General features: G+C 49.2%; 18 protein-coding genes. 17 read left to right on the top strand and 1 reads right to left on the bottom strand.

Annotated elements, in window-relative coordinates; genetic code table 11:
• The first annotated feature begins 6 nt into the window (after positions 1–6).
• The 15 genes from mutL (at position 7) to DWZ56_RS20465 (ending at position 14,857) form a co-directional block, all read left to right on the top strand.
• Complete coding sequence (gene mutL, locus DWZ56_RS20535) at positions 7–1,998, top strand: DNA mismatch repair endonuclease MutL (RefSeq protein WP_118558475.1); 1,992 nt, start codon at positions 7–9, stop codon at positions 1,996–1,998.
• A gap of 12 nt (positions 1,999–2,010) precedes the next feature.
• Positions 2,011–2,949 carry a tRNA (adenosine(37)-N6)-dimethylallyltransferase MiaA gene (gene miaA / locus DWZ56_RS20530; protein ID WP_118558474.1) on the top strand — a complete coding sequence of 313 codons (939 nt, stop codon included), beginning with the start codon at positions 2,011–2,013 and terminating at the stop codon, positions 2,947–2,949.
• A gap of 45 nt (positions 2,950–2,994) precedes the next feature.
• Positions 2,995–4,272: a methionine gamma-lyase family protein gene (locus DWZ56_RS20525; protein WP_118558473.1), complete on the top strand. Its 1,278-nt coding sequence runs from the start codon at positions 2,995–2,997 to the stop codon at positions 4,270–4,272.
• A 209-nt stretch (positions 4,273–4,481) separates the two neighbouring features.
• Entirely contained in the window at positions 4,482–4,736 is a 255-nt protein-coding gene (locus DWZ56_RS20520; RefSeq protein ID WP_118558472.1) for a DUF4321 domain-containing protein, read from the top strand.
• Positions 4,737–4,776: 40 nt separating this feature from the next.
• Positions 4,777–5,469 (top strand): RadC family protein, encoded by a 693-nt coding sequence (radC, locus tag DWZ56_RS20515; RefSeq protein ID WP_118558471.1) that lies wholly within the window; start codon positions 4,777–4,779, stop codon positions 5,467–5,469.
• The gene (gene mreC / locus DWZ56_RS20510) at positions 5,466–6,326 is read left to right on the top strand and encodes a rod shape-determining protein MreC (RefSeq protein WP_243095396.1); all 861 of its coding nucleotides are present in this window, start codon (positions 5,466–5,468) and stop codon (positions 6,324–6,326) included. Before radC ends, mreC begins: the two co-directional genes overlap by 4 nt.
• 37 nt (positions 6,327–6,363) lie before the next feature.
• Positions 6,364–6,882 (top strand): rod shape-determining protein MreD, encoded by a 519-nt coding sequence (mreD, locus tag DWZ56_RS20505; protein WP_118558470.1) that lies wholly within the window; start codon positions 6,364–6,366, stop codon positions 6,880–6,882.
• A complete protein-coding gene (locus tag DWZ56_RS20500; protein WP_118558469.1) occupies positions 6,875–9,748 on the top strand; it encodes a penicillin-binding transpeptidase domain-containing protein in 2,874 nt (957 codons plus the stop codon). The genes mreD and DWZ56_RS20500 overlap by 8 nt, the downstream gene beginning before the upstream one ends.
• A 30-nt stretch (positions 9,749–9,778) precedes the next feature.
• Positions 9,779–10,453, top strand: a complete 675-nt coding sequence (minC, locus tag DWZ56_RS20495; protein WP_118558468.1) for a septum site-determining protein MinC — start codon at positions 9,779–9,781, stop codon at positions 10,451–10,453.
• 85 nt (positions 10,454–10,538) lie between these two features.
• Complete coding sequence (minD, locus tag DWZ56_RS20490; protein ID WP_118558467.1) at positions 10,539–11,330, top strand: septum site-determining protein MinD; 792 nt, start codon at positions 10,539–10,541, stop codon at positions 11,328–11,330.
• A gap of 9 nt (positions 11,331–11,339) precedes the next feature.
• Positions 11,340–11,639, top strand: coding sequence for a cell division topological specificity factor MinE (gene minE, locus DWZ56_RS20485; RefSeq protein WP_118558466.1), 300 nt, complete (start codon positions 11,340–11,342; stop codon positions 11,637–11,639).
• Between the two features lie 6 nt (positions 11,640–11,645).
• Positions 11,646–12,812, top strand: coding sequence for an FtsW/RodA/SpoVE family cell cycle protein (locus DWZ56_RS20480; RefSeq protein ID WP_118558465.1), 1,167 nt, complete (start codon positions 11,646–11,648; stop codon positions 12,810–12,812).
• A gap of 57 nt (positions 12,813–12,869) precedes the next feature.
• Complete coding sequence (gene mgsA, locus DWZ56_RS20475) at positions 12,870–13,265, top strand: methylglyoxal synthase (RefSeq protein WP_118558464.1); 396 nt, start codon at positions 12,870–12,872, stop codon at positions 13,263–13,265.
• Positions 13,262–14,254 carry a D-alanyl-D-alanine carboxypeptidase family protein gene (locus DWZ56_RS20470; RefSeq protein WP_118558463.1) on the top strand — a complete coding sequence of 331 codons (993 nt, stop codon included), beginning with the start codon at positions 13,262–13,264 and terminating at the stop codon, positions 14,252–14,254. The genes mgsA and DWZ56_RS20470 overlap by 4 nt, the downstream gene beginning before the upstream one ends.
• A gap of 183 nt (positions 14,255–14,437) precedes the next feature.
• The gene (locus tag DWZ56_RS20465) at positions 14,438–14,857 is read left to right on the top strand and encodes a twitching motility protein PilT (RefSeq protein WP_118558462.1); all 420 of its coding nucleotides are present in this window, start codon (positions 14,438–14,440) and stop codon (positions 14,855–14,857) included.
• A gap of 119 nt (positions 14,858–14,976) precedes the next feature.
• Here the strand turns inward: DWZ56_RS20465 and DWZ56_RS20460 are convergent, their stop codons facing one another.
• Positions 14,977–15,189 carry a DUF378 domain-containing protein gene (locus DWZ56_RS20460; RefSeq protein ID WP_118558461.1) on the bottom strand — a complete coding sequence of 71 codons (213 nt, stop codon included), beginning with the start codon at positions 15,187–15,189 and terminating at the stop codon, positions 14,977–14,979.
• 220 nt (positions 15,190–15,409) lie between these two features.
• Between DWZ56_RS20460 and DWZ56_RS20455 the strand changes: the two genes are divergently transcribed.
• Together DWZ56_RS20455 and DWZ56_RS20450 are read left to right on the top strand one after the other, a co-directional pair.
• Positions 15,410–16,801 carry an HlyD family efflux transporter periplasmic adaptor subunit gene (locus DWZ56_RS20455; RefSeq protein WP_118558460.1) on the top strand — a complete coding sequence of 464 codons (1,392 nt, stop codon included), beginning with the start codon at positions 15,410–15,412 and terminating at the stop codon, positions 16,799–16,801.
• A 98-nt stretch (positions 16,802–16,899) separates the two neighbouring features.
• Positions 16,900–17,436: a cell division protein SepF gene (locus DWZ56_RS20450; protein ID WP_118558459.1), complete on the top strand. Its 537-nt coding sequence runs from the start codon at positions 16,900–16,902 to the stop codon at positions 17,434–17,436.
• Positions 17,437–17,445: the final 9 nt, after the last annotated feature.

Below are 17,445 nucleotides of genomic sequence, written 5' to 3'. Positions count from 1 at the left end.
ATACATATGCCAAATATACAGGTATTGGATCAGAACACGATCAACCAGATCGCGGCAGGAGAGGTCATAGAACGACCGGCCTCCGTAGTCAAGGAGCTTCTGGAGAACGCCATTGATGCCAGAGCCACCGCCGTTACCGTGGAGATCCGTGACGGCGGCACCACGCTGATACGCGTGACCGATAATGGCTGCGGGATTGAGATGGATCAGATTCCCGTAGCCTTTCTGCGCCATTCCACCAGCAAGATCCGTTCAGTGGAGGACCTTTTGACCGTATCCAGCCTCGGTTTCCGCGGTGAGGCCCTTTCCAGCATCGCGGCCGTATCGCAGATGGAGCTGATCACAAAGACAGCGGATCAGCTCACAGGGGCCAGATACGTGATCGAGGGGAGCAGGGAGGTCTCTCTTGAAGAGATCGGAGCGCCGGACGGCACCACATTTCTGGTTAGAAATCTGTTCTTTAATACACCAGCCAGGAGGAAATTTCTCAAGTCACCTGCTGCGGAAGCCTCCTATATCAGTGATCTCGTGGAGAAAATCGCGCTGTCCCATCCGGATGTTTCCATCCGATTTATAAACAATAATCAGAATAAACTCCATACGGTGGGCAATCATAATCTGAAGGATATCATATACAACATCTTTGGCAGGGACACCTCTTTTCACATGATCCCCGTGCACAGCGAAAGCGAAGTGCTCACCATGACCGGATATCTGGGGCAGCCGGTCTTAGCCAGAGGAAACCGGGCCTATGAGATTTATTTTATCAACGGCAGATACATCAAAAGCTCCATCGTCGGCCGGGCGATCGAGGAAGCTTATAAGCCCTTTATGATGCAGCACAAGTATCCCTTTACCGTATTGCACTTTTCCATTGATTCCCAGCACCTGGATGTCAATGTCCATCCGACCAAGATGGAGCTGCGTTTCCGAAACAGTGAGGAAATCTATTCTCTGATCTTCCGCGCTGTTTCCGAAGCGCTGCGGCAGAAGGAGATGATTCCGGACTTTACGGTGGGGCCGGAGGAAAATCCGCAGAAATCCGAGATATCAAAGGATCGGATGCCGGAGCCTTTTGAGCGGAACCGCAGCCGCCAGTATCCTGTAAAGGAGAGCGTTGTTGCGAATCCGCCGGCCCATGACAGCGCAGTGCGGGAAAGTCCGGTTCAGGAAAGTCCGGTTCGGGAGAGGTCAGTTCAAAAGATGCCGGTGCAGGAAACACCCGTCCGCCGGGAGGCGTATCTTAGGCCGGCCGGGCAGGGATCGGATGCAGGGCAGCTGTGCCGTGAGAAAACGGAAAGTGCCTCTGTAGCCTGCGTTGTGCGCGACCCATCAGGTGCGTATGAAGCGCCGCTCGTTCCCATAGAGAAACCGGAACAGCTCAACCTGTTTAAGGAAGAGATTGTGCAGGAGAGGCCGGAGAGTAAATACCGGCTGATCGGCCAGATCTTTGATACCTATTGGCTCATCCAGCAGGAAGACCGCTTTCTGATCGTCGATCAGCATGCCGCACATGAAAAGGTCATGTATGAACGGCTGCTGAAAGCCCAGAAACAAAAGGAAATCCTGTCCCAGCAGTGCAATCCGCCGATCATTCTGACACTCAATCTGTCGGAGCAGACGCTGCTTTGCCAGCATCAGGAGGTATTCCGGGAACTTGGGTTTGAGATTGAACCGTTCGGCGGCAAAGAATATGCGGTTTATGCGGTGCCGGCCAATCTTCCGGGTATCGCAGGCAGGGAACTGATGATGGAACTAATCGGCAGCCTGGGGACGGAAAGCGCCTCTAAGACATCACAGATCATGTTGGAAAAGCTGGCATCCATGTCCTGCAAGGCCGCGGTGAAGGGCGGCCAGAAGATCTCCAGAGAAGAGATGGAAAGCCTGCTTCTTCAGATGATGGAGCTGGATAATCCCTATGCCTGCCCGCATGGCCGTCCGACCATGATTTCGATGACGAAGTATGAACTGGAAAAGAAATTTAAAAGAGTATTATAAGGAGTGTTGCGTTTGAAACCGCCGCTGATTGTACTGACCGGTCCCACCGCTGTGGGAAAGACGGCCCTGTCCATTGAACTGGCCAGGGCTTTAAACGGCGAAATTATCAGTGCGGACTCCATGCAGGTCTACCGCTGTATGGACATTGGGTCCGCGAAAGTTACGCCGGAAGAGATGCAGGGCATCCGCCATTATCTGATCGATGAGCTGGATCCTTCCGCTGAGTTTAATGTTGTGCGGTTTAAGCAGATGGCCAAAAAGGCGCTTGAAGAAATCTACAGCAGAGGAAAGCTTCCCATCGTGGCGGGCGGCACGGGATTTTATATTCAGGCGCTGTTAAAGGATGTGGATTTTACCGAGACCTGTGAAGACCCCGCCCTTCGGGAAGAACTGGAGAACCTGGCCAAAGAGCGCGGCGTAGAGTATCTGCACGGGCTGCTTGAAAGGGCGGATCCCGCCGCGGCCTCCAGCATCCACGCCAATAATGTAAAGCGGGTGATCCGCGCGCTTGAATTCAACCATCTGACAGGGGAGCAGATCTCCAGACACAATGCGGAAGAAAGCCGGAGAGAGTCCCCCTATAATTATCTCTATTTTGTGCTGACCATGGACCGGGCCAGGCTCTATGAACGCATCGAACGGCGGGTGGACGCCATGATGGCGGCCGGACTTCTGGAAGAGGTAGAAATGCTGAAGCAGATCGGCTGCCACCGGCAGATGGTATCCATGCAGGGGCTGGGTTATAAGGAGCTTCTAAGCTTTCTGGACGGTGACTGCACGCTTGAGGAAGCGGTATCCGTCATTAAACGGGATACGAGACATTTTGCCAAGCGGCAGCTCACATGGTTTCGCAGGGAAGAGGATGTGATCTGGATCGATAAGGACAGGTATCCGGATGAGGACGCTGTATTGGCCGGGATGCTTGAGATCATCCGAAAAAGATTTGTGTGATAAAGAAAGGACTATGCGCAGATACTGTGCGGAAATGAGGAATATATGACAGATTTATATGCCGGCTTTGGTATCTCTCCAAAGCTTATGAAGATCGCAGATGAAATTCTTAGCGGTTTAAAAGACCGTTTCGAGGCCATCGATCGGACGGCCGAAGAAAACCATCTGAAAGTAATACGCGCTATGCAGGAATGCCGTGTGGCCGCAGAACACATGGCAGGAACCACCGGTTACGGATATAACGATGCAGGCAGGGACACGCTGGAACAGGTGTATGCCCACACCTTTCATACGGAGGATGCGCTTGTACGCGCTCAGATCACCTGCGGCACACATGCGCTGCATCTGGCACTTTCCTCTAACCTAAGGCCCGGGGATGAACTGCTTTCTCCTGTTGGCAAACCTTACGATACGCTGGAAGAGGTGATCGGCATCCGGCCTTCTGCAGGCTCACTTAGGGAATATGGCGTCACCTACCGTCAGGTGGATCTCCTTTCTGACGGGACCTTCGATTATGAGGGCATCAGAGAGGCGCTAAGTGACAAGACCCGGCTGGTGACGATCCAGAGATCCAAAGGTTATGCTTCCAGGCCTTCCTTTTCCGTCAGTCAGATCGGAGAGCTGATTGCATTTATAAAGGGAATAAGGCCCGATGTGATCTGCATGGTGGATAACTGCTACGGAGAGTTTGTGGAGACCGTCGAGCCGTCGGATGTGGGAGCGGATATGGTCGTAGGCTCCCTGATCAAAAATCCCGGAGGCGGTCTGGCGCCCATAGGGGGTTACATCGCCGGCAGAAAGGACTGCATAGAGCGCGCCGCATACCGGCTCACATCCCCGGGGCTGGGAAAAGAGGTGGGGGCGAGCTTAGGGATCAATCAGTCCTTTTTCCAGGGACTGTTTTTAGCGCCCACAGTGGTGGCCGGCGCGCTGAAAGGTGCGATATTTGCCGCCAATCTCTATGAACGTTTCGGTTTTCCCGTCATACCGGACAGCACGCAGTCAAGACATGATATTATACAGGCTGTGGAACTTGGCACGCCGGATGCGCTGATCGCATTCTGCGAGGGCATTCAGGCTGCCGCGCCTGTGGACAGCTATGTGACCCCTGTGCCGTGGGCGATGCCCGGTTATGAATCGGAAGTGATCATGGCCGCCGGCGCATTCGTCCAGGGCTCCTCCATCGAGTTAAGTGCCGACGGACCTCTGCGTCCTCCGTATACGGCATTCTTTCAGGGCGGGCTCACCTGGTATCATGCAAAGCTGGGGATACTCATGTCGTTCCAGAAGATTCTGGACGCGGGGATTCGTACACTGCAGTGATCTGCAGTGTGAAGACGGCTTAAGACTTCCCGCGCATGGCAGGAAAATATGAATCGCCACCGATTGGCAAAAGCGGACTCTATTTTGCATATTTCCTTCGTTTTTGAGCTCAGAAGGCGCATCCTGTCACATTTTTTTAAGCATTTACTATCTGTACATACCAGGAAAAGTATGCTAAAATGAAATGAAAATTTGAGGGGGACATACAAATGAAGCGAACAAAAAATGCCTGGGCGCTGACGCTGATGATCCTGTGCGGCGTTGTACTGGGCGGTTTTATAGGAACCCTGACCGAAGGCGTTTCTTGGCTTAGCTGGCTGGGATACGGCCAGACCTTTGGGTTTTCCTCACCGCTCGTGCTGGACCTTGGTGTGCTTGCTATCACTTTTGCGCTGACCATCAAGATCACCATCGCGAGTATCATCGGCGTGGTGATTGCAATATTGATTTACCGGCTCTTATAGTCTTTCATTTCGTACCTGGAGAGGTCGGAAAGGGAATACTATGAAGCATACGATCAAATCCATTCCGGAGAGCGAGAGGCCTTATGAAAAATGCCTGCGGTTCGGGGCGGAGCACCTGACGGATTCCGAACTGCTCGCGATCATCCTGCGGACCGGCTTTCAGGGAGAAAATTCCCTAAACTTAGCGCGCAGCGTCCTGGAGCGGTGCAGCTACCAGAAGGGACTTTTGGGGCTGACCCATATGACGGTGTCGGAACTGATGGAAATTAAGGGGATCGGCAAAGTGAAAGCGGTGCAGCTGCTCTGTATCGGAGAGCTCTCAAAGAGGATTTCCGCGGCGATGCCCAAGCCCTCGCCGGTATTTACTTCACCGGAAGAAATCGCCGCCATGTATATGGAGAGGATGCGGCATAAGGAGCAGGAGGAGCTTCTGCTTTTGCTGTTTAATACAAAAAATAAACTGATCCAGGAAGTATTTCTGACCAAAGGCACCGTAAACGCCTCTCTGGTATCGCCCAGGGAAATTTTTCTGGAAGCACTGAAATATCACGCGGTTTCCATCGTGCTGATCCATAACCACCCCAGCGGTGATCCAAACCCAAGCAAAGAGGATCTGCTGATTACGAAAAGAATCAGCGAGGCCGGAGCGATGCTTGGTATTTCTTTGCTGGACCACCTGATCATCGGTGACAATATCTACACCAGCCTGAAAAGACGAGGATGCATTGAATGAACCAGAAATTCAAAGATATATTTACTGCCAAACATATATTGATCGGATTGACTGCGCTGTGCCTGCTGTTCATAGGCCTGTCCTTTCTGTACGGCGATGCTGCCAATCCGGTGAAAAATGCGGTCAACAAGGTCGTGCTGCCCATGCAGAAGGGAATCAACAGCGTGGGAAGCAGACTTTTTTCAAGTGCTGAAGAGCTGGCGGCGTTAAAGGATGCACAGGAGGAGAACGCAAAGCTGAAGGAACAGATAGCAAACCTGCAGCAGGAGATCAGCCTGTCGGAGCAGGAACGCTATGAACTGCAGACGCTGCGCAAGCTCTATGAACTGGATGCCGGATATTCGGATTATGAAAAGGTGGGGGCGAGAGTGATCGGGAAGGATTCCGGCAACTGGTTTCATTACTTTTTAATCGATAAGGGGGCGGCCGACGGCATCGAGGTGAATATGAATGTGATCGCCCAGGGAGGCCTGGTGGGCATTGTGACAGAGGTGCGGGAAAATTCCGCCAAAGTGCTGGCCATCATAGACGATGAGAGCAACGTCAGCGCTGCGTCACTGGCTTCCCAGGATTCCTGCATGATATCCGGAGACCTTAAGCTCTATCAGGACGGAGTCCTAAGCCTGATGTATGTCGATAAGGACGCTCCGATCAATGAGGGGGATAAGATTGTAACTTCATCCACCAGCAATAAATTCCTGCCGGGAATTTTAATCGGCTATGTCAAAAGCATAGAGGTGGACGCCAATAATCTGACCAAGTCCGGCACCCTGATTCCGGTGGTGGATTTCGAGCACCTTGATACGGTTCTCGTCATCACCACGCAGAAGGAAGGATGGGATTCCTGGACGGAGTAGCTGCCTGAATAAGAATTAAAGTTGGGATTGGAGCCATATGAAAAGATTTCTGTTCATTGTTGCTGTGGTGCTTCTGGGATTTCTGCTTCAGAATAATGTATTTGCGCTGATATCCTTTGTGCGGACCACGCCGAACATACTCCTGGTGATCACCTGTTCCTTCGGGTTTATCCGCGGGCGCAGAGAAGGGATGTTTGTGGGGCTTTTTAGCGGCCTGCTCATTGAATGTGTATTCGGGGGCACGATGGGATTTTATATGCTGATCTATGTGTATCTCGGCTATTTCAGCGGCATATGGCACAAATACTTCGATGTGGAAAATATTATTATGCCGTCGCTTTTATGCGGAATCAGCGATCTCATCTACGGCCTGTATATTTTTGTTGTCCGGTTTGCCTTGAGGAACCGGCTGGATCTGGGATTTTATTTCCGCACGATCATCCTTCCGGAGGTGCTTTATACGGTAGTGATTGCACTGCTGGTATTCGGTATTCTGCTGATGGCGAACCGCAAACTGGAACAACTGGAAAAAAGGAGAGCTGCAAAATTTGTTTAAGGAAATATGGTACAGCATTTGCTATGTGGTAAAAAGCATTGTCACTTCCCGTCTGTTTGTGGTGGGAATCCTCTTTTTGTGCCTGATGGGCGCGCTGGTAGCGCGTCTGTTCCAGCTGCAGATTGTGGAAGGGGAGACCTATCAGGAAAACTATATTCAGAAGACAGAGACCGGCATCACACTGTACGGAACCCGCGGTACGATTTATGACCGAAACGGCTATCCGCTGGCAGAGGACAAGCTGGCCTATGTGGTGACCTTTACGGATACCGGCTATTATAAGGACGGATATCAGAAAAATGTCATGCTGCTGGATCTGATCCATCTGCTGAACCGCAATGGCGAAACCATCGTTACAAATGTTCCGATTGTATTGAACGATCAGAATATGTATGAATATACATCCATATCTGAAACAAGGCGGCTCCGTTTCTTAAGGGATGTCTTCGGTTATTCATCCATCGAAAAAATGCAGGACAGCGCCAAGGACCCTTCCGGTAAAACTGCGGAAGAAGTGGTTGGGATGCTGATCAGCCGCTATGGGATCGGCGAATATTCCAAATATGACGATCGTGAAGAGGAGACCTATGAGGTGAGCAAAGCGGACGCTTTGCAGCTGATCAATATCCGCTATGACATGGCCATGAACAGCTACCAGAAATATATACCGATCACCGTATCCTCCAATGTCAGCATGGAAACTGTGACGGAGGTGAAGGAAAATGCTGCATCCTTTAAGGGTGTGGATATACAGGAAGAGAGCATCCGCGTATATAATGACAGTATTCCATTCGCCCATATCACCGGCTATACCGGTTCCGTACAGGAGGAACAGTTAAAAGAACTCCAGGAAAAGGATCCTGACTATGAAGAAGGGGATATCGTCGGACAGACCGGCATAGAGTCGACCATGGAGGATGTGCTTCATGCCTCAAAGGGGTCGCAGAAGATGTATGTGGACAGCCAGGGACGCATCCTGGAGGTGGTGGAGAAAACGGATCCGAAGGCGGGGAACAATGTATACCTGACGCTGGACCGGGATCTGCAGGTGGCCGTCTACCGCCAGATCGAACGAACGCTGGCCGCCATCCTGGTGGACCGTATTGTAGAGGGAGATGTTGTCATCACACCGGAAACAAAATCCGCTAACTTCCGAATTCCCGTAAAGGACGCCTATTTTCAGCTGATCAACAACAATGTGCTGTCCATCGCTCATTTTTCTTCAGAGGATGCCTCAGAGGTGGAGCGGGAAATCTATCGGAAGATGCTGTCCAAACGGGATGAAGTGCTGGCGGTGATCAGCGACCAGCTGTTTACCGAAGCTCCGTCGGCATATAAGAGCCTGACAGAGGAGATGCAGACCTATGTGGACTACGTGATCTCCATGCTGGGAGATAAGAAGATCCTGCTTACGGACAACATTGAGAAGGAAGACGATACCTATAAACAGTGGAGGGAAGGAACCGTCAGCCTTCAGGAATATCTGTACTATGCGCTGACCAACAACTGGATCGATACCGGCAAGCTCAATATGGAGAGTAAATACTCCAGCACCGAACAAACCTTCCAGGCGCTGGTGGATTTGATTAAGGAAGAGCTCACAACGGATGCCGAATTCAGTAAAAAACTCTTTCGCTTTCTAATTGATGACGAAACTTTGAGCGGAAGAGAAATTTGTCTTGCTTTATTCGACCAGGATGTATTAGAATACAATGAGGAGGATTATGCGATGCTGCAAACCAGCAAGTATGATACCGCCGCATATAATTTCCTGAAGAAAAAGATCTCCAGCCTGGAGCTCACTCCGGCCCAGCTGGCGCTGGATCCGTGTTCGGCAGGAGTTACGGTAACGAACGCCAAGACCGGAGAAGTGCTGGCGCTGGTTTCCTATCCGAGCTATGATAACAACCTGATCAGCAACAGCGACTATTTCAGCCGTCTGTTGAATGATAAATCGGAGCCGTTTTATAACCGTGTTACAAAGACGACTCTGGCTCCCGGTTCCACTTTCAAGCCCATCACTACGATTGCGGGCCTGGAAGAAGGGGTACTGACGCCGGATGAGCTGATCCAGACTATGGGCATTTTTACCGAGCAGGGCCTGCAGCTGCGCTGTGCCGCGGCGCCGAGAAACCACGGGTTGATTAACGTCACCAAGGCGCTGGTGGTATCGTGCAACTACTTTTTCAGTGAGGTCGGCTGGAGAATGTGCCTGGACAGCAACAGGGTTTACAATGAAAACCTCGGGATCGCCGCCATTGAGAAGTATTCCGCCATGTTCGGTCTCGGTGAAAAAACAGGGGTGGAGATTGACGAGAGCCAGCCCCACATATCGGATTCCCAGCCCGTGCCTTCCGCAATCGGACAGGGTACCCATTCCTACAGCAATGTACAGATGAACCGGTATGCGGCCGGCCTTGCTTCCAGAGGAAATGTATATCAGTATACGATTATTGACAAAACCACGGACAGCCAGGGAAACCTGCTGGAAGACAACCAGCCGGAGGTGATCAGCCATATTGACATCTCGGATACCGCGTGGGATACTGCGTTAAACGGCATGCGCCAGGTGATTGCGGAAAGTGTAACTGGACGGATTTTCAACGACTGCCCGGTGACTGTGGCCGGCAAGACCGGTACGGCGGAGCAGAACAAGCTGCGCCCCAACCATGCACAGTTTATCAGTTTCGGGCCCTATGAAGATCCGGAGATCGTGGTTACCGCCACGATTATCAACGGTTATACAGCGGCAAATGCCGCTGAGATCTGCAAAGCGGTTTATGATTTCTACTACGATTCGGTGTCCATGGATGAAATTTTAAACGGGGGCGCCGCGGAGCTGTCCGGCGTCGTGGTGGACGACTGACGGCGTATTTATGAACACAGAGGTGAACGTATGAAACAGACAGTAATGATTAAGGGAAATGCCTATGGTCTGGTGGTGATGCTGGACAAAGAAGCGCCGTTTGAGGACATACTGAAGGAAGTTGCGGTGAAATTCAGAGATTCCGCAAAATTTTTCAAAAATGCGAAAATGGCCGTTTCCTTTGAGGGACGCAAACTATCACCGGAGGAACAGCAGCAGCTGATTGAGACCATAACGGATAACTCGACCATTACCGTTGTCTGCGTGCTGGACAAGGATGAGGAGAACGAGCGCAGGTTTAAAAAGAAGCTGGAGGAAGCCGTGACAGGTTCGGCTACCGGCAGCGGACAGTTTTATAAGGGGACTCTGCGTTCCGGCCAGGTCTTTGAGTCGGAGAGCAGCGTGATTATACTGGGCGATGTAAATCCCGGTGCCCGAGTGGTCGCCAAAGGAAATGTGGTGGTGCTGGGTGCGCTCCGCGGAACGGCTTTCGCCGGCCTGTCCGGCAATGAGCAGGCTTTCGTGGTGGCTCTGGAGATGGCGCCGACTCAGATACGCATAGCGGATACCATAGCCCGCAGTGCGGACAGGCCTCCTGTAAAGCCGGACAGCGCCGACCAGCCTAAGATCGCCTATATTGAAAACGGCAATATTTATATTGAACCTCTCTGCAAAGAGGTAATCAATGATATCCACCTCATATAAAATTTATATCACGTGCAATTTAAGTAACAGTTCAGACGGTGGGAAAATTGATCTGTTACCAATTTAATTTGGGAGGAAGAAAGACATGAGTGAAGTAATTGTAGTAACTTCAGGCAAGGGTGGCGTAGGAAAAACCACCACAACAGCAAATGTCGGCACGGGACTGGCTATGCTGAACAAGAAAGTAGTGCTGATCGATACAGATATCGGACTGCGCAATCTGGACGTAGTGATGGGTCTGGAGAACCGTATCGTTTATAATCTGGTGGATGTTGTGGAAGGAAACTGCCGCATTAAGCAGGCCCTGATTAAGGATAAGCGCTACAATAACCTGTATCTCCTGCCGTCCGCTCAAACAAGGGACAAGACCAGCGTTTCTCCTGAACAGATGCAGAAACTGATCGATGAACTCAAAGAAGAATTTGACTATATTATACTGGACTGCCCGGCCGGCATTGAGCAGGGTTTTAAAAACGCGATTGCGGGCGCCAGCCGCGCTCTGGTTGTAACAACCCCCGAGGTATCAGCGATCCGCGATGCGGACCGCATCATCGGCCTTTTAGAGGCCAATGAGATCACAAAGGTGGATCTGATCGTCAACCGCATCCGCATGGATCTTGTGAAACGCGGTGACATGATGACGATCGACGATGTGGTGGATATACTGGCGGTCAGCCTGATCGGAGCGGTGCCGGATGATGAAAACATTGTGATCTCTACCAATCAGGGCGAACCGATCGTCGGCACGGATGCGCTGGCCGGACGAGCCTATATGAATATTGTAAAGAGAATAATGGGTGAGGATATTCCGCTTATGAATCTGGATACCGACAATGGATTCTGGAACAGGATTAAGAACATATTTAAGAGTAAATAGGGGGCCGTCATGAGTGTATTTGATTTATTTAAAAAGAAAAATTCCGGTACGGTCGCCAAAGACCGTTTAAAGCTGCTGCTGGTGTCCGATCGGGCCAGCTGTTCGCCGGAGATTATGGAAGCGATTAAAAATGATATTATAAAGGTGATCTCCAAATATATGGAAATCGACAGCGATGGGCTGGATATACAGATCACCCAGACAGAGTCGGAGGAAAATCATGGCACGGTGCCGGCGATTTTTGCCAATATTCCGATCAAAACGATCAGAAACGGTTCAGACGCAAGGTCCGAAGCCAAAAGAAATTAATAATCTATGACAAAAATATTCAACTTTCGCAAATACAAACTGAAGTATTTTGATTTTAAACTGGTGCTTATGACCCTGGTGCTGTCCACTATGGGGGTGCTGATCGTTAAAAGCGCGACAATGCCTTCCGGCGGTTCCGACTATATGCGCCAGATCATGGGAATTGCCATCGGCATCTTCTGCATGCTTTTTATCGCTATGGTAGACTACCATTGGGTTATGAAGATGATGTGGCTGGTCTATATTGCCAATCTCGGCATATTGCTGGCTGTCCGTTTCTTCGGTACCACCGGCCCGACCAATGCCCAGCGGTGGATCGATCTGCCGGCCATCGGAAGGATACAGCCCTCGGAGTTTTCCAAGGTGGCGACGATCCTGTTTTTTGCGGCCTTTTTTCAGAAGTACCACGAGAAGATCAATTCTCCTCTGACGGTGTTTGGCAGTCTTGTTCTTCTGGCACCACCGGTATTTCTGATTTTTGATCAGCCGGATCTGTCCACCAGCATGGTGGTGGCCTTTATATTTGTCGTAATCATCTTTACCGCCAAAATCAGTTACAAGTGGGTGCTTGGAGTGATTGGCGTCTGCGCGCCGGTAGTCGGTTATCTCGTGTATTACATTAACAAGACCGCCGCCGCATATTTTGCCGGTGAGATCACGATGAATTCCATCCATTATCAGATACGGAGAATCCTTGCATGGCTGTATCCCGATTTTTCCAGAGATATGGTTTTACAGCAGTTAAATTCGGTCATGGCCATCGGCTCCGGCCAGCTCTATGGCAAAGGGCTGTTCAACGAATCGCTGCAGTCGGTGAAAAACGGCCAGTTCCTCATGGAAGAGGATACCGATTTTATCTTTGCAGTGGTCGGAGAAGAATTAGGTTTTGCAGGAAGTTGTATTTTGATTGCATTATTCACCTTACTTGTGTTAGAATGTTTATGGTTGGCAACGAGAGCGAGAGATCTGTCCGGCAGGCTCATCTGCGTGGGAATGGCATCTTTTATTGCCTTTCAGGCTTTCGTCAATATTGGGGTGGCGACCATGCTGCTTCCCAATACGGGACTCCCCCTTCCTTTTATCAGTTCCGGCTTAAGTTCCCTGTTAAGCGTATTTATCGGCCTGGGATTTGTGATGAACGTTGGCCTGCAGAGAAAAAGCGAGATCATCTAATGGGGCCGGAGCCGCCAGCCTGCCGGTAAGTGACAATATTTAAGGAGGTAACTGTTAATGAACATTGGTTTAATCGCCCATGATTCCAAGAAAAAACTGATGCAGAATTTCTGTATCGCATACCGCATTATCTTAAGTAAACATGATTTATACGCTACAGGAACCACTGGAAGGCTGATTGAAGAGGTGACCAATCTGAATATACACAAATTCCTGGCAGGCCATCTGGGTGGTGAACGGCAGCTGGTAGCATCCGTAGAGCAGAATCAGATAGACCTTGTAATTTTTCTTCGTGACCCGCTGGGACCGAAGTCCCATGAACCGGATATGAACAAGGTGATGAGTGCCTGTGATATCCATAATATTCCTGTTGCCACGAACCTGGCCACAGCGGAGCTGCTGATCAAGGCGCTGGAGCGTGGTGATCTGGAGTGGAGAGATGCTTACAAATGATTAGAAAAAAATCTGTACAATGTACCCTGATCACCTTATTTTTAGCGGGCTCACTGACAGGATGTTCTCTATTCGGAGCATCCGATCCCTTACTTGAGCCTTACGCGGTGGCTTACAATACGAACATTTCCGCTATGCAGGATATGGCCGGAGACAGGACAGACCTGTTTGCGGATGATCTTGTGGTGGTGGGAGATGAGTCCGGCTATCAGGATGAGACGATCAAGGCGGAAGCTGCCATCATTTATAATGTGACTTCCAATCAGGTAGTATTCAGCCACAATGCGTTTGAGCGCCTGTATCCGGCCAGCATCACCAAACTGATGACGGTTTTAGTCGCTCTTAAATATGGCAATCTGTCGGACAGTGTCACTGTCGGTGATGACATCGTTAAGAAGTCCGAGCTTAAGGGGACTTCCCTTGCAAAGCTGCAATCCGGCTGTACCTATACGTTAGAACAGCTGATTTATGGCGCGCTGCTCCCTTCCGGCAACGATGCTGCGCTCGCCATCGCACAGCATGTGGGCGGGGGAAACGTGGATGAGTTCATCAATATGATGAATGCCGAAGCGAAAGAACTGGGGGCCACCGGAACGAATTTTGTAAATCCTCATGGTCTGACTGACGAGAACCATTACAGCACCGCCTATGATATTTATCTGATTTACAACGAGCTGCTTCAGTATGAGACTTTCAGAAATGTCGTGCAGACCGCATCCTATGATTATACATACACGGATGCCGCAGGCGCCCAGGTTTCCGGCAATTTTAAAACCACCGTCAAGTATACGAATCAGGAAGTAACCCCTCCGGAGAATGTCGTGGCCTTAGGCGGCAAAACCGGCACCACATCCGCGGCGATGTACTGTCTTGCGATGTCCAGCCAGGATACAAACGGAAATCAGTATGTATCGGTGATTCTGAAAGCGGATTCCAGAGAACAGCTGTATTATCAGATGAATCAGCTGCTTCAGAAAATTTATAATTAATTCTTGTGCTTTCTGCTGTTTTATAATATAATGGAGTCAGATTAATTATGTGACATTTGTGCCGGCCTGCCCCAAGCGTAAGACACAATTTTGTGCAATATGCAAAGTTATCGCAGAACAGCCGTGCGGCATGGGATGTCTAATCGCGTGAATGACACTAATAAACTAAAGGAGGAGATAGCCATGGTTCAAATCATAGCAGGAAAAAAGGGGAAAGGTAAGACAAAGTTTCTCCTTGACAAGGCGAACTCTGCAATCAAAGAATCAAAAGGATCTATCGTATACTTAGACAAGAGCTCTAAGCACATGTACGAATTAAATACGAAGGTTCGGTTAATCAATGTGATGGATTACCCGATCCGTTCCTACAATGCGTTTATCGGTTTTATCTGCGGAATTATTTCACAGGACCACGATCTGGAACAGATGTATCTGGACAGCTTTTTAAAGCTGGCTCATCTGGAAGGCAAGGATATTGCGGATGCCATTGATGAGCTTGATAAAATTGGAGAAGAATACGCGGTTACCTTTGTATTGAGCGTTTCACAGGACGAAGCTGAACTGCCGGCTAATGCAAAGGACAAATTGGTAATTTCTTTATAGATATTAAGCGGTACATACAGTATAAAAACAGGGATATCTCCTGACAGCCGGCTGTCAGGAGATATCCTTGTTTTTCAGTGGTGCGCCTGGCGGCACATGTTTCGATTAGGAAAATGCGATTATCTGTCGCCGGCGGATGCAATTCTGCCGTAGGTGCTGATCAGATAGAGTCCGGCAATACCTACCACCGCATATACAATCCTGCTGATCAAAGTCATATCGCCAAATAAAAACTCTACCAGATTAAAACGGAAAAATCCGATCAACCCCCAGTTCACCGCACCGATAATCGTCAGTGTAAGGGCTGTATAGTCGATTATTTTTGTATTCATGTTAAAGACCTCCTAAATGTTTGTCCGCCAAATACCTTTGGCTTTTTACTTAGTTTGTTACAATTGCCAGAAAATATTATGGTAACTCCTTCCAGCATTTCAAAAATTAGATAGATTTCATCAAAACTGTCTTTTATTCGACGATAATCGCCGGGTTTAGGCTATTGCATAATTCTGCTTAGCCGCTTATAATAATTGGGAAGGGAGACTGCGGTTACCAATGGCAAAAAAGGCGAAAAAGACTAAAAAAATCATACGTTATAAAAAGCCAATCAACATAAATATCGGAACCATCATCTTTCTGTTTATTTTTGTTTATCTGGTGATCATTGTATTCAATTATTTTTCAAAAGATAAGATACATATTTATGAGGTAGTGGAAGGAAGCCTGGCCAGCAATTCTTATTACACCGGGCTTATTTTACGCAATGAAGAGATCTATACCGCCGAACAGGCTGGCTATGTCAATTTTTATATGAAGCAGGGAGACCGGACGGGCAATGGCAACCTGATCTGTCTGCTGGATGAGAGCGGAGATATTACATCCAAGCTGTCGGAAAACAGCGAGGATGCTAATAACCTGTCCATGGAAAATTTAGGCAGCCTGCGCAAGCAGCTTACGGAGTACAGCACAGGCTATGACCCAATGGAATTTGACGCCATCTATGACGTGAAATATAAGCTTCAGTCCATGCTGTGGGAATATGTGAGCGCCCAGGCTCTCGAAGAGCTTCAAAATGCGGCGGCCGAATCTGGTTCGCATTTTCAGCTCAATTATGCTCCAAAGAGCGGTATACTGGAATACTATACCGACGGCTTTGAAACCCTGACGCCGGAGCAGATTACAGCGGATCATTTTAAGGCATCCGACTATAAAAAGAACTATATTAAATCCGGAGACATGGTGGAAGCCGGAAGTCCAATCTATAAGCTGATCGGCAGCGATGAGTGGTCGCTCATACTCCCGATTTCGGAGGAAGATGTGCTGGCTTTCGCGGATAAGACGTCACTGCGCGTCCGCTTTATCGGATACGATCTGGAACTTAGGGCGGCTTATTCCACTTTTATCGGTGCGGATGCCGGAACGTATGCGCGGCTGGATTTCCAGAAATACATGGTGGATTTTTCGGACGAGCGTTTTGTTGAGGTTGAAATCGGCAAAGAACAGGAAGAAGGCCTGAAAATTCCAAAGACCTCCGTGGTGCAGAAGGACTTTTATGTGATCCCGGTATCGTTTCTTACCACCGGTGAAAACAACAAATCCGGATTTTACCGTGAAATCTATCTGGAATCAGGGCCCAGCGTAGAATTTATCTCACCGTCCATCTATCAACAGACTGCGGAGTACTGTTACGTGGACAAGCAGGACTTAAACAGCGGGGACTATATCATCATGCCTGATTCCAACGAGCGCTATCAGGTGGGCGCATCTTCCGGTCTGTCCGGCGTCTATAACGTGAATAAAGGCTACGCAGTGTTTAAGCAGATCGAAATCATTGATGAAAATGCGGAATACTATATCGTGAAAAAAGGAACCTCGTTTGGGCTTTCCGCATTCGATCATATCGTTCTGGAAGGCTCCATGATCAGGGAGGAGGATATTATTTACTAGTCCACAAGCCCCTGATTTACCACAAAAATGTTGATAAACCGAACATAATATGCTATGATTAGGTCTTAAGAGATGAAAGGAATGGAGAGCAGAAGTTTATGGCAGCAAAAATAATTGAAAAACTTTTGGAAGCAATCAAGCTCGATGATGATTTCGACGACGATGAATACGATGAATTTGATGATGAAGATATAGATGATGAAGAATATGTAAAGAAGGAATCCAAAGAAAAGAAATCCAGGAAAAACACTGAAGAACCGGAGGATGCGGCTGTCCCGGACAAACCATTCCTCTCCAAGAGCAGAAGCAGCAATGTGGTGCCTATGAGAAACGGAGGACGCGGTATGGAGGTATGCCTGATCAAGCCAACATCTGTGGAGGACGGCAGAGAGATCTGTGATACTCTGTTGAGCGGACGTGCGGTTGTGATCAATTTGGAAGGAATTCATACAGAGGTGGCCCAGAGAATTATCGATTTTACATCCGGCGCATGCTATTCCATGAATGGAAACCTGCAGAAGATTTCAAACTATATCTTTATAGTCACTCCTGCTACAATAAATCTGTCCGGTGATTTCACCGAGATGTTAAGCGGCAGCGGATTCGATATTTCTTCACTCAATCTGAATCTGTAACGCTTTAAT

The organism is Lachnotalea sp. AF33-28, assembly GCF_003477885.1.
Taxonomy (GTDB): domain Bacteria; phylum Bacillota; class Clostridia; order Lachnospirales; family Lachnospiraceae; genus AF33-28.
This window is presented reverse-complemented; position numbering and strand designations above follow the sequence as displayed.